Annotated in this window: 16 protein-coding genes and 1 pseudogene; 16 read left to right on the top strand and 1 reads right to left on the bottom strand. The window is 69.9% G+C overall.

The window, feature by feature from the left end; all coding sequences use genetic code 11:
• The first annotated feature begins 99 nt into the window (after positions 1–99).
• From ABZ172_RS06120 to ABZ172_RS06085, 8 genes are all read left to right on the top strand, one after another.
• Positions 100–1,566 (top strand): SCO6880 family protein, encoded by a 1,467-nt coding sequence (locus ABZ172_RS06120; RefSeq protein ID WP_129856991.1) that lies wholly within the window; start codon positions 100–102, stop codon positions 1,564–1,566.
• 25 nt (positions 1,567–1,591) lie between these two features.
• Positions 1,592–2,044, top strand: a complete 453-nt coding sequence (locus ABZ172_RS06115; RefSeq protein ID WP_129856990.1) for a DUF6238 family protein — start codon at positions 1,592–1,594, stop codon at positions 2,042–2,044.
• 26 nt (positions 2,045–2,070) lie between these two features.
• Positions 2,071–3,576, top strand: coding sequence for an ATP-binding protein (locus ABZ172_RS06110; RefSeq protein ID WP_207231623.1), 1,506 nt, complete (start codon positions 2,071–2,073; stop codon positions 3,574–3,576).
• 32 nt (positions 3,577–3,608) lie between these two features.
• Positions 3,609–4,304: a hypothetical protein gene (locus ABZ172_RS06105; protein ID WP_165398549.1), complete on the top strand. Its 696-nt coding sequence runs from the start codon at positions 3,609–3,611 to the stop codon at positions 4,302–4,304.
• Positions 4,305–4,432: 128 nt separating this feature from the next.
• The gene (locus tag ABZ172_RS06100) at positions 4,433–4,996 is read left to right on the top strand and encodes a hypothetical protein (RefSeq protein ID WP_129856989.1); all 564 of its coding nucleotides are present in this window, start codon (positions 4,433–4,435) and stop codon (positions 4,994–4,996) included.
• Between the two features lie 96 nt (positions 4,997–5,092).
• Entirely contained in the window at positions 5,093–5,857 is a 765-nt protein-coding gene (locus tag ABZ172_RS06095) for a hypothetical protein (RefSeq protein ID WP_129856988.1), read from the top strand.
• Between the two features lie 19 nt (positions 5,858–5,876).
• Positions 5,877–6,053, top strand: a complete 177-nt coding sequence (locus ABZ172_RS06090) for a hypothetical protein (protein ID WP_165398548.1) — start codon at positions 5,877–5,879, stop codon at positions 6,051–6,053.
• A 391-nt stretch (positions 6,054–6,444) separates the two neighbouring features.
• Positions 6,445–7,230 carry a hypothetical protein gene (locus tag ABZ172_RS06085; RefSeq protein WP_129856987.1) on the top strand — a complete coding sequence of 262 codons (786 nt, stop codon included), beginning with the start codon at positions 6,445–6,447 and terminating at the stop codon, positions 7,228–7,230.
• 140 nt (positions 7,231–7,370) lie between these two features.
• Here the strand turns inward: ABZ172_RS06085 and ABZ172_RS06080 are convergent, their stop codons facing one another.
• Complete coding sequence (locus ABZ172_RS06080) at positions 7,371–8,048, bottom strand: hypothetical protein (RefSeq protein WP_356880661.1); 678 nt, start codon at positions 8,046–8,048, stop codon at positions 7,371–7,373.
• 128 nt (positions 8,049–8,176) lie between these two features.
• On the opposite strand from ABZ172_RS06080, the gene ABZ172_RS06075 reads away from it, so the two are divergent.
• The 8 genes and pseudogenes from ABZ172_RS06075 to ABZ172_RS06040 all read left to right on the top strand — a co-directional run.
• Complete coding sequence (locus ABZ172_RS06075; RefSeq protein ID WP_129856985.1) at positions 8,177–8,443, top strand: hypothetical protein; 267 nt, start codon at positions 8,177–8,179, stop codon at positions 8,441–8,443.
• Between the two features lie 555 nt (positions 8,444–8,998).
• Positions 8,999–9,724 carry a hypothetical protein gene (locus tag ABZ172_RS06070; RefSeq protein WP_129856984.1) on the top strand — a complete coding sequence of 242 codons (726 nt, stop codon included), beginning with the start codon at positions 8,999–9,001 and terminating at the stop codon, positions 9,722–9,724.
• A 91-nt stretch (positions 9,725–9,815) separates the two neighbouring features.
• On the top strand, positions 9,816–10,481 hold the full coding sequence (locus ABZ172_RS06065) for a hypothetical protein (protein ID WP_129856983.1): 666 nt from the start codon (positions 9,816–9,818) through the stop codon (positions 10,479–10,481).
• Positions 10,482–10,576: 95 nt separating this feature from the next.
• Positions 10,577–11,017 carry a hypothetical protein gene (locus ABZ172_RS06060; protein WP_129856982.1) on the top strand — a complete coding sequence of 147 codons (441 nt, stop codon included), beginning with the start codon at positions 10,577–10,579 and terminating at the stop codon, positions 11,015–11,017.
• A 79-nt stretch (positions 11,018–11,096) separates the two neighbouring features.
• Complete coding sequence (locus ABZ172_RS06055) at positions 11,097–12,365, top strand: type IV secretory system conjugative DNA transfer family protein (RefSeq protein WP_242534164.1); 1,269 nt, start codon at positions 11,097–11,099, stop codon at positions 12,363–12,365.
• Positions 12,362–12,592, top strand: coding sequence for a hypothetical protein (locus ABZ172_RS06050; protein WP_129856980.1), 231 nt, complete (start codon positions 12,362–12,364; stop codon positions 12,590–12,592). Before ABZ172_RS06055 ends, ABZ172_RS06050 begins: the two co-directional genes overlap by 4 nt.
• Positions 12,589–13,761, top strand: a complete 1,173-nt coding sequence (locus ABZ172_RS06045; protein WP_207231622.1) for a DnaB-like helicase N-terminal domain-containing protein — start codon at positions 12,589–12,591, stop codon at positions 13,759–13,761. The genes ABZ172_RS06050 and ABZ172_RS06045 overlap by 4 nt, the downstream gene beginning before the upstream one ends.
• Positions 13,758–14,024 (top strand): annotated as a pseudogene (locus tag ABZ172_RS06040) (hypothetical protein); the annotation flags it as partial. The gene ABZ172_RS06045 and the pseudogene ABZ172_RS06040, both read left to right, overlap by 4 nt.
• Between the last annotated feature and the right edge of the window lie 18 nt (positions 14,025–14,042).

The raw sequence follows: 14,042 nt of genomic DNA, 5'->3' as shown, positions 1-14,042 counted from the left end.
GCCCGCCCCCGCCTCCCACCAGCAGGAAGGTTTCGCCATGACGTCCAGAAGAGCGCCGCGCGCCCCGTCCTCCGCCCGCTCCCACCGTCTGGAACCACCATGTCCGGCAAGCACCAGTCCTCCACGCCCACCGTGAAGTTCCCGCACCGCAGCAGGCGCGGCGTCCTGCTCGGCCTGTCCGTCCCGCAGTTGGTCGTCGCCGGGCTCACCGGCCTTCTCCTTCTCGCCGTGATCCTCGCCCGCGGTGTGGTCGGCGCCCTCCAGCTCATCCCGCTGTGGGCCGTGATCGCCCTGCTCGTCTTCGTCCGCCACCGAGGCCGTGCTCTGGCGGACTGGGCCCCGATCGTCGTCCGGTACGCGCTGCGCCGGATGCGAGGCCAGCTCGTCTGGCTCACCCGGCCCTCCCGCCGGCCGACCCGCGAGGGACTGCTCCACCTTCCCGGCACCGCTGCCAGCCTGCGCGTGACCACTGCTCCCGACGGCAAGTACGGCGCCGTCCACAACCCGCACACCGGGACGCTGACCGCGGTGGTCAAGGTCTCCTCCCGCGCCTACGCCCTGCTCGACCCCGGCACCCAGCAGGCCAACGTCGGCGGCTGGGGACGCGCGCTGGCAGCTCTCGCCCGTACCGGGCAGATCGCCCGCATCCAGGTGATCGAGCGCACCATCCCCGACTCCGGCGACGCGCTGCGCCGCTACTGGGAAGAGCACGGCCGCCCCGACACCCCGATGGCCGGCGCGATCTACAACGAGCTGATCCAGAGCGCCGGTCCCGCAGCCGCCCCGCACGAGGCGTACGTCGCGATGTCCCTGGACACCAAGGCGGCCCGTCGGCTGATCAACCAGGCCGGCGGCGGTCTCACCGGTGCCTTCAGCGTCCTCGCCCAGCTCACCTCCACGTTCGACCAGGCGGCGCGGACCGCCGGTCTCACCCCGACGGGCTGGCTCACCGCCCGCGAGATCGCCGCCGTGGTGCGCACCTCCTACGACCCGAAGGCGCTGGCGACACTCGACCGCTGGTCCACGGCCGGTCGCCCCGAGGCCGAGCCCGCCGCCGCCGGACCCGTCGTGGTCGTCGAAAAGGCGGACCACATCGCCACCGACTCCGCCGTGCACGCCACCTACTGGGTGGAGAACTGGCCGCGCACCGAGACCAGCGCCGGCTTCCTGCACCAGCTCCTGTTCACCGGCGGGGTGCGGCGCACGCTGTCGCTCTCCTACGAGCCGAAGAACCTCGACGCCGCCCTGCGCGACGTGCAGCGCAAAAAGTCCAGCGTGATCGCCGACGCCGCCGAACGGGCCCGGCGCGGCCAGGTCGACTCCGAGGCGGACTCGATCGAGTACCAGGACATCAAGTCCCGCGAACGCCAGCTCATCGCCGGGCACGCCGACGTCGCCCTGACCGGTCTGCTGACCGTCTCGGCCGACACCGAGGACGAGCTGCGCACCGCCTGCGCCGTCGTGGAGACCGCCGCTGTCGGCGCCCAGCTCGATCTCCGGCCGCTGACCTGGCAGCAGGCCGAGGCGTTCACCGCCGCCGCCCTGCCGCTCGCGCTCGCTGCCTGACCCTTCCCTTCGAAAGAGCACCCTCATGTCCCGCACCGCCAGCCCGACCGCGCAGGACTTCGTGCCCTTCGCCACCGCCGCGCTCGACTTCCACCGGGCGCTCAACATCCCGGGCGGCCCGCTGGTCACCACCCGGGCCGAGCTGGACGCCCTGCACGCCCACCTCGTTTCGCTGTACGGGCTGCTCGACGCCCACACCGGTCGCACCGGGCAACTCGTCGCGATCGAGGGCGACCAGCTCCGTACCGCCCGCACCCGCATCTGGCAGGCCGCCGAGCACCTCCACGCCGCCTACCACGCGGCGCCCCGGCCGGACTCCGGCGAGATCCCCGCACCGGAAGCGTGCCAGGCCGGCCTTCCGGAGGGAGCACCGGAACTGACCATCTGCCAGCGCCACCAGCGCACCGCTCATCTCGTCCGGCGACGCACCACCCCGGCCGACCTGCACGCACCGTTCACCGGCCTCGTCCGCCGCTGACCCACCCCTCACCTGGAGAAACGCTCATGCCCCGTACCCGCGCCAGCGCCTCCCCCCTGTTCGTGCCCCGTAAGACGACACGCGCCGAACAGCGAGCCGCCCGAGCCGGTTTCACCGAAGCCCGCCGCCAGGCACGCCTCGCCGGAAACCCGCCCAAGCACCGCGCCGAGCAAACCCTCGACCCGGATCTGCGGCCCACCTACCCGCCCGCCGGTCGCCCCGGTCCGACCTCCGCCCGCGGCGGCAAGCTCGCCCTGCCCGCCCACCGGATGACCACCGCCACAGCCAGCGGCGCGTACCCGTTCGTGGCCGAGGGCGGCCTGGGCGCCGAAGGGGTGTTCATCGGCCGCGATGTGCACGCGGAGGCGGCCTTCTGCTTCGACCCGTTCTCGCTCTACAACAGCGGCAGGGTGGAGGGCTTCACCAACCCCAACGCGGTCCTGGCCGGGATCATCGGCATGGGCAAGTCGGCGCTGGCGAAGTCGATCGCCACCCGGTCGATCGCCCACGGCTACCGGATCTACATCCCCTGCGATCCCAAGGGGGAGTGGACCGGCGTCTCGCAGGCCCTCGGCGGCTACAGCATCGCCCTGGGCCCGGGGCTCCCCGGCCGGTTGAACCCGCTGGACGCCCCGGCCCGTCCCGCCTCCGTGAGCGAGGAGGACTGGTTCACGGAGGTTCGCAAGCGCCGTCTGCTGCTGCTGGCCAGCCTCGCCCGCACCGTGCTGAAGCGCGACCTGCTGCCGATGGAGCACACGGCCCTCGACCTGGCCCTGGATCTGGTCGTCGCCGACGCCGCCGCCCGGGGCACGGTGCCGCTGCTCGGCGAGATCGCGCACGTACTCGGCTCCCCCGAACGCCTCGACCAGGCCCTCGGCCACCAGGCGGAGCACCTAGGTTCAGCCGCCCAGGACCTCGCCCATGCCTTGCGACGGCTCGTGCACGGCGACTTGAGCGGCATGTTCGACGCGCCGAGCACCGTGTCGTTCGACCCGACCACACCGATGCTGTCCATCGATCTCTCCCGTCTCGGCGGCTCCGGTGACGACACGGCACTGGTGCTCGCGATGACGTGCGCGAGCGCGTGGATGGAGTCAGCCCTCAGTGATCCCGATGGTGGTCGGCGCTGGGTGATCTACGACGAGGCGTGGCGGCTGATGCGGCACGTCGGGTTGCTGGAGCGGATGCAGAGCCAGTGGAAGCTCTCCCGAGGGCTGGGCATCGCGAACCTCATGGTGATCCACCGGCTCAGTGACTTGCTCTCGGCGGGCGACGCCGGTTCACGCGGCCGAGTCCTTGCCGAGGGGCTCCTCGCGGACTGCAGCACGCGCATCATCTACCGACAGGAGCCCGACCAGCTCGCCGCCGCTGCCTCTCTGCTCGGCCTGACCGGCGTCGAGACCCAGGCGGTGTCCGCCCTGACCAAGGGCCGAGGTCTGTGGAAGGTCGCAGGCCGCTCGTTCATCACCCAGCACATCCTCCACCCGGCCGAGCGGGAGCTGTTCGACACAGACGCCCGCATGGCCGCCTAGCCCAACGACCAGCACAGCAACGGGAATCGATCATGTCTGCTTCTTCCACTCCTTCCTCCGGTGACAACCAGCTGTCGCAGGCCACCGACCCTTTGGCGTGGCGACGACACCTCCCGGCACTGGCCTCGGCCGCCGCCGGGATCAACGAGGCGTGCGACGCCTGGGACGCGGTTTCGGACTCGCTCTGCGACGCGGACGGCTGGCCGCTGGACGACAAGGTCTACGGGGACGGCAAGGTCAAGCGGGACGCCGAAGCGTGGAAGCACGCCGAGGTGTTCCTCGACCACGGACCCGAGGTGCTGGCCGGGGTCCGCGCCGCCGCCGACGGCCCCGACTACGTCGAGGGGCCGATCAGTGACGACCTCCGTCGGATACGCGGGATCGACACCATCCTGCTCCGGGCGCAGGAGCTGCGACACGAATGGGACGGCGTCATGGCCCTTATGGACGGTTCGCAGCCGAGCGTGCTCCACCTCTACAAGGAGCGTGCCGAGGAGCACCGCAACACCGAAGGCTGGCACTACTCACACGAACTCAGTTCTAAGGGACCGGCGTTGGTGAGCGTCGGCGAATACCTAGCTCACCGAGCGGACACCGAACGGCCGGCGCAGACCGAGCGGGCTCGCGTCGCCCTGACCCGCTCGACGCACAACACCCCTGCCGTGTCACCTGCTTCGCCCCAGGTCCCGCCGGCATCGCATCCGCCGGCTCCCGGTCGCTCGCGGTGATCCCTAGCACGCAGTCACGGCAGCGCCAAACTGCCCGATCACCGGATCCTCATAGACCCCGCACTCCTTCAAGCTCCACGCCCCGGCGGCTATCGCCGTGCGGCGGGGCGTTCGCAACGGAGAACTCCATGCACCACAAAACCCCGCCCCCGACCGCCGCGTCCGATCCGCGTCGCCTTCAGGCCGCCCTCTGTTCCGCGCTCGGGCAGCGCGGCCTGGAGTGCACCGTCGAGTACGGCCTCAGCGACTACATCGTCCACGCCGAGCTTCCTGACGGAGGTTCGCTGATCATCTCGCCCCCGCAGGAGCCGTCCTCCGAGCACCCCGAGTCGCCGGAAAGCTGGATGGTCATCCGCCACCGGTCCGTCGAGCCTGCCGTCTACGAGGTGGTTTACGACTCCGAGCCGGACGGCCCGCATGCGCGCTACGGAGGCAGCGTGCCGGATCTCCTCGCCGCCGTCGACGCCCGCCTGGACCAGCTTGGCGTACCGCCTCGCCAGGAGCAGGAACGATCTGGCAAGGAGCGCGCCGCCACCGTGCTCCCGCCCGGCTCCACTCCCTCCCGGGTGAGTGTCGCTCTCGCCCCTTCACCGTCGATCGGCCAGCGCGTGCTCCCGACTGGTCCGCCGACGGAGTCTTCCGCGCGGGCCGCGCCGTCGTCGGCTCGTCCCTCATCCGCTCCCCGGCTCTGACCACCGCGCCTCAGGAGTCCTCCGTGCACCGCACCCCCAGAACTGATCCGTCCGCCGCCCGCACCTGTATCCGCACCCGCCTCGGATGGATCTGCCATGCCCAGCCACTACGACGTGCTGCCCGACCTGGCCTTCGGCCACCACCCCGTCCACGGCATCGTCGCCGCGAACCCGAAGAACCTCGCGGCCAGCACCTGGATGCTCAGGGGATTCGACTTCCATCCCGTCCCCGACCAGCCGACGTTGTACGCGCTGGCCGACCAGAACCGTGACGGACACGGCCGTACGAGCCGGGCCATCGAGCTGCTGTGCAAGGCCGGCTACCAGGTCGATGTCGACGCCGCACTTGACCCGGCACTGGTGCCCGACACGGCACAGGCACGCGACCGCGGCCCGCTTGGCGAACCAGACGTCGCCTTCGCCGATCACCCGCAGCTCGGCATCGTCGCAGCCCTCGACGACCGTGTCTCCGGCCTCAGCGGGCTCGCGCTGGTGGAGGACGGCTGGCAGCACAACTCGCGCCTGGAAATCTACACGCTCCCCGCGACCACCGATCGCGTCGAGGCGCTGGGGAAAGTCGCCGACGCCACGGTGGCCCTGCACCGTTCGGGGCTCCAAGTCGCAGTGCAGCCCCGCCTCGCTCAAGAGGTGACGGCCCGGCCCCGCTCTGCTGCCACTCCGGCCGCCGGCCGTGAGCGAGGCCGTGGTCCCGCTCGCGCGTCTCCGTTGAGCGCCGCCGCGCTCGCCGCCAGCCCGGCCCGTGCCGGTATCCCGGGCAGGGCGCCGGTCCCCGCCTCCGCCGTCACTACAGCGGCGGTCCGACCGGTTGACCCGCGCATCGCGTACTCCCGCGATCGCTGATCCAATAGGAGGCCCTTCCATGGCCGTGACGACGATCTGGCCTATCGACCACACCTGCGGTCACGATGCCGACCGCGACTTGTCCGACCGCCCGGCCGGCCGCCGCGCCGGCTTCGCCGAATGGCTCGCCAGGCAGGAGTGCACCGACTGCTGGCGTGCCTCGAACGAAGGCGACGAGCAGGACAAGGCTGCCTGACTCAAGGCGAAGCGCGCCGAGGAGCAGACCGCGTCCAAAGCCTGGTCCGAGCAGTACCGGATGCCTCCCCTGGAGGGGACCGAGAGGGCCGTTCCCTGGGGGTGCGCTGTCGTCACCCGATCCTGACCAACGCCTACACCGCACTGGTCACCGAAGGTCTCCCTGTCACGTCAGCGTGTTGAGATCTGCTGCCTGGGTGGTAGGTGGCTGCATATGTGAAAACGACGAAGGAGTGTCGGCCAGTGCTGGCAACCTTTCAGCCTGAGGTGCCTGGAGATGTCGGTCAGAACCAGGAACGGCTGGAGGTTCAGACACCGCTTAGCGTTACCGATCCAGGAGAAGGAACCATGCACGGCACCGCCAGCCGACTTGACACCGAAGGGACCACCCCGTGAGCCCCAGCGACATCGCCGCCCTCGTCGCGGGCACAGCAGCCCTCCTCGCGATACCCGCCTCCATGGTCATCGGATGGCGACAGGTCAAGGCGGCACAGGCAACCGCAGATGCCACCGCCGAAGCTGGACGACGAAACGCCGAGGCCGTCTATCAGGCAGCCCTCGACGGCATCCAGGCCCAGTCCCGCGAGGCCCGCGCGCACCGGCAGTGGGATGTCCGCCGGGAGATATGGGCCGCCTACCTCCTTGCCGTTGACGAGATCCGTCGTACGCCCGGCGGCACGCGGCACGATGACCACCTGCCTCCCACTCGCCAGCAAATGAATGAACTGCTGCGGCACTTCGCGCTGCTGGAGCTGGCAGGTCCGGCAAACATCGTGGAGATAGCCCGCGAGATCAACGAAGCGGCCCAGAACATCGTCTACACCCGCAGCGGACGGGACGGTTTCAACAAGGCGCGAAGGGCCCTGATGCTGCCGACGAGAAACCGCACAGCATCCTCTGAGCACGTGGCCGCCGCTCAAGCAGCCAACTCTGCTCTCACAGCGTTCTTCCGCGCTCGCGGATCTGCTTCGGACGACCGAGAACGTCTCGCAGAGCAGGCAAGAAGCACCCTGATGGAGTGCTCGTTCCTCGACATTACACACAGGTTTGCGCTGGAACGCGCCACCCGTGAAGCCGTCGCTCCCGGACGGACTGCGCAGCGCATGGAGTCCGTGCTCGCCGAGATCCGGGACCGGTTCGTCACCGAAGCAAGCCAGGCATTGGCCGACCATGCCTAGGCGGCTCCTCGAACACATCAGCCGAGAGTGTGGAGGCCCGGCCGGGCCCGCTCGAAGCCAGACTGAATGTCGGCGCCGCCGGCCGAATGGAGAACCAGCTAGCGGAGCGGTTTGGGCCTTTGGTCTGTGCAGGCGACCGGTCAGCCAGGATCGGGCGAGGTGTCGCTGTTCGCCGAGTTGCTGAGGTTGATAAGCCTCAGGAGAGTCATCACCTGGTGACCGCGACGCTCGCGGTCCTCGGTGTCGTGGGGGGCCTCGATGAACCGTAGAAGCGCGGTCAGGAACGCGTCCTCCACCCGCTCGCCTGCGGCGTGGAGAGCCTGTCGGGCAGTGGCGGCTTCGGCCTTTCCCCGTTGCCTTTCGCGGCGTTGGGCGGTGAGCCAGTCTTCCAGTTGGGCGGCCCTGATGGCCAGGCGTGTCCTGGGGTCGTAGTCGACGACGGTTCGGCGGTGTCCCTCCAGAGAGAGAATGGGGACCTTGAGGACTGGTTCCGGGTGCCAGTGGACCTTCAGGTAGGCGAGCGAGCCTGCTTCATGGAGGGCGTCGTTGTAGATCTCGGCGAGGGCGGCGAGTCCTCCCTCGATCTCGACGAGGGGCCGGTTCTCCGGCGGGCCCAGGGGCATCTCCTTGTCCGGCCCGTTGAGCCGGGCGACGATCACCTCCGAGTTCCGCCACTCGATGTGCCCTATCTGGACCAGGTCTTCTCGTTCCAGGGCGAGGAGAGCACGGCGAGTTTTCTCCATGTCGGATCGGGTGGCAGCGTCTCCTCCGGCAAGGTCCCGCATCTGAACCCATGCGTCGGGGCGCTTGCTGTTCAAGGCGCGAAGGGACTCAAGAAGCTGTCGTTGTACGCGCCCGTGGCCTCTGCTCATGAGATAAGCGTTGCACGGGTAGTAATTGACTCTCCCGATACATCGCTTACTTGGGCGTCGGGACGCTGGTCGGCATGAACACATGGATCGTCGCGGCTTCCGAGGCCGCCTCTGAGACCGTCCCGCTCGTGACGCTCGGTGTGATCGGGGGGCTGGCCGCGCTGATGTTCTCGGGCTTCGTCATCGTGGCGCTGGTCAACCGGCACACTCCACCGCAGACCAGCACGCCCCCGATGCCCGCGTCCGCTCCTGCGCCACGTTCCGGCTGGATGTACACGGCTACGGTCGCCGCCGTTGTGGGGGTGGTGGTGGCCATCCTGGCCTGGCTGTTGCCCCGGTAACCGGGGAGCACCGAGGCAACATCCTCAAGCTCCGCGGAGGCTGCTCTGCCAAGACCCTTTCACCTGCCCAGTGCGGTTGGCTCATGAGCGGGAATCGGGACCCCATCCCTCCAACAAAGACCTGGGTGCCCCGAGACGTTCCACGTCTCGGGGGACCCAGAAGCACTCTCCAACTCAACCGCGTAGAAACCCTCTTGGTCAACTTCAACAAGCTGATTCAACAGGAAAGTGCAAACGACCAGCGAAGCGGAGTGGGCGGAGATCAAGGAGAGCGCTCGTACGGTGACCCGCGCCGGGGTGGTGGATAGACCAGAGGTTGTCAGAGCCCGAAGACCTAACCGAACTGCTCCGAGCCGCCACCGGGGCCGACCGGCCGACAGAGAATCCCTTCTTCTGACCGCCCGGGTGTCCTGCTGCGGCGGGGCACCCGGCTGACCGCCACCGTGCGGCCTCTACCAGCGATTCTCGGCCGGACCAAACCCCGGATTTGCCGGACGCTCTGCCCACTGGCCCACCTCCAACGAACCCTTCGCTCTCTCTGCCCAGGAGACTTCCGTGCCTACCTCGATCACCATCACGTCCGAGTTCAGCGGTAGCGTCGTTGCCAAGGGCGCTACTGATGACCTCTCCGCGCAGCTCCTCCGTCACGCTGGTTTCAAGCAGATCGACGACTGGCACGGCCGACGCCATCGCCTGCCCACCACCACTCCGCTCGCCGACCAGGTCGCCATCGCCAGCCATGCGGCCGAGATGCTTCGAGCCGCTCGCTATGACGTCACCCTTCCGCCGTCTCTCGACACGGCCCGGATGAGCCCTCCGGTGCATGCGCTGGGGCCCTACGCCGCCGGAGCTGAACTCCTCAGCATCACGGACCAGATCCGTGCGGCCGAAGACGGAGCCAGCCTTCAGCGGGCAGTTGACCACCTCCTTCACCCCGAGCACGGTGCGCTGGAGCGTGTCCGGGAGGCGCTGGAAGCAGCGGGAGAACAGGTCAACGACCTGGACGACGACGCGTATGCGCTCGCCGACCGGTTCGGCTTCGCCTCGGAGTTCGTCAGCTCGGCCCAGGCCGAACTCGTCGATTCCGAGGCCGAGCTACGCCGCGTCGGCGCCGCTTCGACGAGCTACGCCGCAGCACGGACCGTCCGTTATCACCGTGGTGCCGCTCTGGCCACTTCTCCTGCGGCGAACCAGGCCAAGGTCTCCTCGGCGTTCAGTTCCGCGCCGGCGCCTTGCTCTGCGACGGGTCACCCATCGCGCGCCTCAACCCCCCGACGGTAACCCCGGCCGCTCTCTCCGCCGTCGGCCTCCAGTACGTCGCGCGCCCCCGCTCGACTCCCCCGTCAAGGACCACTCACCCGAAGAGGCAGACTTGCCCGAGTACTACTCCAGCATCGGCGAGGCCGTCGGTGCGGCCATGCAGCACAACATCCGGCTCGCCCATTCCAGCGCGGCACCGGGCTCCGACAAGCCGCTGCAGGTCAGGCACCTGCCCAGCGCTTCCGCCGATCCCTACTCGGTCCGCGGGATGATTTCCCGCCTCCACGAGGATGCCTCGCCCGATGAGGTGGCGGGCATCATCGAGGAGGTCAACGGCGCACTGGTCGGGGCTCTGCCCGAGCTGACCGAACTCGTCGCCTCTGCCGCCGACTGGACTCGCGCCCGTCTCGACTTCGACGACCCGCATCACCATCCGACTTTCGAGACGTGGACGCGACTAGCAGCCGCGTACGGGATGCTCCAGGACGTCCGTGAGCAGTTGGAAGTCGCCGAGGACGGTCTCGCTGCCTGTCCCGCAGAGCGCACGGATCCTCGGCACCACCAGATGGTCAACGTCTTGCGCAGCCGGGAGTTGCTCGACGATGTCCTCGGTGCCGAGGCTGTTCCTGTGCCGTCCGCTGCCCGGAGCGTCGATTCAGACCGGCAGCGGGCGGCCCGCGCCTCGTCGCCGCGCGCCGGAACATCGCCGTCGACCGGCAGTCCGCCGGCCACCGCAGCACCTCCGCCCGCGCCTCGTTCTGCAGGCCGATCCCGCTGAAACGTTCCGCCTCAGACGTCCAGGAGTATCCCCATGATCTGCACGAGAGCCGAGCGCGCCCCGTCCCTGCCCGCTCGCACACCCAAGGAACCGCCGTGCCTTCCTCGCGCACCAGCGCGCCCTCGACCACCACCGGGTCGGACGCGCTCCTCTACCTCCTGTTCGGCATCCTCGGCGCCGCCATGGCCTTCGGCTCCCTGGCCTGGCTGACCGGAAATCTCACCAACACCTTCGTCGGGAGCGGGACATGGGCCCCCTTCCGCGTCACGGGAGCGCTGCTACACCCGGAGGTGCTGTGGCCGGCCTTGAGCACCAGCATGCTGATGGTCGGCGCCCGCGTCGTCCCCGCCCTGTTCACCGTTGCCCTGGTCGTCACCGCTGCCGTGCTGTGGATGCGCTGGCGTGCCGGGTTCAAGTCCGGCCTCGCCCGCAAGGCGGACCTGGCGCCGCTGCTGGACAAGGAGATCGTCGCCAAGGCGAAGAGCCTGCGCCCGAGCCTGGGCGGCCGGGAGAGTAAAAGAGGTCCTGCCCGCTGACCGCGGCATCCTGCTCGGCACCCTCGATCCCGGTCGTGCGGAGGTCCGCGCGTCCTGGGAGGACGTGATCGTCGCGATCATGGCCCCGCGTTCCGGCAAGACGTCCGGGCTGGCGATCCCCGCGATCCTCTCGGCACCGGGCCCGGTCCTGCTCACCAGTAACAAAGCCGCGAACGACGCCTTCACCACCACGGTGGACGCCCGTGCCGAGGTCGGCACGATCTGGACCCTCGATCCGCAGCAGATCGCCCACCACCCGCGCGAGATGTGGTGGGACATCCTCGCTGACGCCCGCGATCTCGCCGGGGCTAAGAGGTTGGCGGGGCACCTCGTGACCGCGAGCGTGGACGAGTCCAGCGGCTCCGACTTCTGGTCCACCGCCGCGAGCAACACCCTCGGCGCCCTCTTCCTCGCCGCCGCGTCCCACCGGCGGCCGATCACCGACGTCCTGGCCTGGCTCGCGATGCCGGCCGACCGCACCCCGGTGGACCTGCTCACCGATGCCGGCCACCATGCCGTCGCCGCCCAGCTCCAGGGCACCGTCTCCGGCGCGACCGAAACGCGCGACGGCATCTATGAGACCGCGAGGCAGTACGCGAGCTGCCTGCTCGATCCGGACGTCGCCGCCTGGGTCACCCCCAACGACGACCTCCCCGAGTTCCAGCCGTTCGCCTTCGCCACGTCCCGCGACACCTTGTACCTGCTGAGCAAGGACGGCGGCGGCAGCGCGTCGGCGATCATCGCGGCAGCGGCCGACGCCGTGATGCGCGCGGCCGTGATCGTGGCCGAGCGCTCCGGCGGGCGACTCGACCCGCCCGCCCTGTGCGTCCTCGACGAGGCGGCGAACGTCTGCCGCATCTCGGACCTCCCTGATCTCTACAGCCACCTGGGCAGCCGAGGCGTCATCCCGATGACGATCCTGCAGTCCTACCGTCAGGGCCAGCGGTGCTGGGGCGAGGCCGGTATGGACGCCCTGTACTCCGCAGCCACCATCAAGATCATCGGATCTGGCATCGACGACGCCGACTTCGCCGACCGGCTCAGCCGTCAGGTCGGCGACCACGACGTCCAGACCACCTCGGTATCGACCAGCGAGGGCGGCAAGTCCACCTCGGTGAGCATGCGCACGGAGCGGATCCTTCCGCCGGACGCCATCCGCGCCCTACCCAAGGGCAAGGTTCTGCTGCTGGCCACCGGCATCCGGGTCGCCATGCTCAACCTCAAGCCCTGGTACAAGGAGCCCTCCGCCAAGGTGGTCGGCCCGGCTTCCGCTCGCGCCACGAAGGCCATCACCGAGCGTGCCCTCGCGAAGAGCATCGGCCAGGACGATCTTGGACTGTCGGCATGAGCGCGCCCACACCACAGCAGGGGCGGTTGGCCCACGCTCCGGTCGTCCTGCGCGGTGGCCGGTGGTGGCTTGACGGCGAGGCAGGCTCGGTTCCCGCCTCCGATCCGGCCTTCACCGCCGTCCTGGACGACTTCGCGCTGTCGATGGCCGCTGCCGACCAGGCAGTCGCCAACCTCCTCGTCCGGCAGGACGAGGCGTCCTGCGTTGATCCCGGAGGCCGGCGGTGAACCCGCTGATGAGTGCCGAGCAGGCGGTCCTCGGTGCCGCACTCCTCGACCCCGAGCAGCTCACGCACCTGGAGTGGCTCGCTGCGGACCACTTCTATCGGCCCGTCCACCAGGCGCTGTTCGCCGCCCTCCGCAAGCTGCGCAACGACGGGCATCCCGCGCTCTCGGCCGATGGTCCGTTGCCGCTGTCGTGGGTGACCGACGCGGTCGAGGAGGCCGGACAGCACGTGCGCGGGCTGACCGCGGCGTACGCCCACACCCTGATCCAGGCGTGTCCCCGAACCGAGCACGCCCCGGTGTACGGCCGCATGGTGCTGGAGGGGGCGATTCACCGCACCGTCGCCCAGCACGCGATCCGTCTCCACCAGGCGGCTCGGGCCGACGCCGTCCAGGGCGAGGTCGAGGGAGCCTTGCGCACGGCGGACGTCCTGACCGGCGTACTCACCGACCTTGCACGACGCTGGGGAACCGATCCTCGACCGGTCCCACCCACCGCTGGGCGCGCTGCCGCCACGGACATCCCGCCTCCGGCGCAGAGTGGCCAAGTCGCCGAGGACGAGCGGTTCCTCCTGGCCGTCCTCGCCGAACAGCCGGGGGCCATGGGCGAGGTGGTGGCCTGGCTGCGGCCGGGAGACTTCGCCGACCCGACCCACGGGCAGCTCTACCGGTGCCTGGGCGCGCTGCACCACCGGGGCGAACCCATCGACCGGATCACCCTGCTCTGGGAGGCCCAGCGACGCGGCCTGCTGGCCGACGGCACAGTGTCGAGCGAGCAGCTGACCGCCGTCTGCGAAGGCATGGTCCCCGGAAGCGCTGACTGGTTCGGACAGCGGGTGATGCGCTCCTCCGTCACCCGCACCGCCGCCTCCTCCGCGCGAGCCATCCGGGCCCTGGCCCAGGACGAGGTTCTGGGGCCCGGCCGGCTGATCAACCACGCCCTGCACGAACTCGGTCCGCTCGACGAGGTACGTGCCCGCTGGGCCACCGCGAACAGCAGTCCGGCTCCGAAGACCACGGCATCCGCTCCGTCGGCGGCCGAGCCGCCGCCCGACCGAGTGAAGGCCGCCCGCGCCCGCAGCACGCCCCGCCCAGGCGCTGCCCCCTCAGCCCCGGCCAGCCATCTCCCCACGCTGTCGACGGCCCGACCACCCTCGCGCGGCCACCCGTGAGACCCCCTCCCCACCAGCCTCTTCTGCCCCTGGAACTCGTCTTGATCTATCCCATCTCCGCAGCCGCGCCGGACCTACGCGTCACGGCCCCGAGCCTCGCCACCCCGTTGATCGGGTCTCTCTGCTCGGGGTACGGCGGCCTCGACCTGGGTGTGCAGTCCGCGCTCGGTGGCACGCTCGCCTGGCATGCCGAGGTCGACCCGAACGCTTCACGCATCCTGGCCCGCCACTGGCCCGGCGTCCCGAACCTGGGCGATATCACCGCCGTCGACTGGTCCACC

Origin of the sequence: Streptomyces sp. NPDC006296, from assembly GCF_040613235.1 — a bacterium.
GTDB lineage: Bacteria > Actinomycetota > Actinomycetes > Streptomycetales > Streptomycetaceae > Streptomyces.
The sequence above is the reverse complement of the archived record's forward strand: the minus strand, read 5'-3'. Positions and strand labels throughout refer to the sequence as shown.

Bases quoted from the DNA above. Each gene is read 5' to 3' on its own strand.
- ABZ172_RS06120 (WP_129856991.1), top strand. From the start codon at position 100: ATGTCCGGCAAGCACCAGTCCTCCACGCCCACCGTGAAGTTCCCGCAC.
- ABZ172_RS06115 (WP_129856990.1), top strand. From the start codon at position 1,592: ATGTCCCGCACCGCCAGCCCGACCGCGCAGGACTTCGTGCCCTTCGCC.
- ABZ172_RS06110 (WP_207231623.1), top strand. From the start codon at position 2,071: ATGCCCCGTACCCGCGCCAGCGCCTCCCCCCTGTTCGTGCCCCGTAAG.
- ABZ172_RS06105 (WP_165398549.1), top strand. From the start codon at position 3,609: ATGTCTGCTTCTTCCACTCCTTCCTCCGGTGACAACCAGCTGTCGCAG.
- ABZ172_RS06100 (WP_129856989.1), top strand. From the start codon at position 4,433: ATGCACCACAAAACCCCGCCCCCGACCGCCGCGTCCGATCCGCGTCGC.
- ABZ172_RS06095 (WP_129856988.1), top strand. From the start codon at position 5,093: ATGCCCAGCCACTACGACGTGCTGCCCGACCTGGCCTTCGGCCACCAC.
- ABZ172_RS06090 (WP_165398548.1), top strand. From the start codon at position 5,877: ATGGCCGTGACGACGATCTGGCCTATCGACCACACCTGCGGTCACGAT.
- ABZ172_RS06075 (WP_129856985.1), top strand. From the start codon at position 8,177: ATGAACACATGGATCGTCGCGGCTTCCGAGGCCGCCTCTGAGACCGTC.
- ABZ172_RS06055 (WP_242534164.1), top strand. From the start codon at position 11,097: ATGGCCCCGCGTTCCGGCAAGACGTCCGGGCTGGCGATCCCCGCGATC.
- ABZ172_RS06050 (WP_129856980.1), top strand. From the start codon at position 12,362: ATGAGCGCGCCCACACCACAGCAGGGGCGGTTGGCCCACGCTCCGGTC.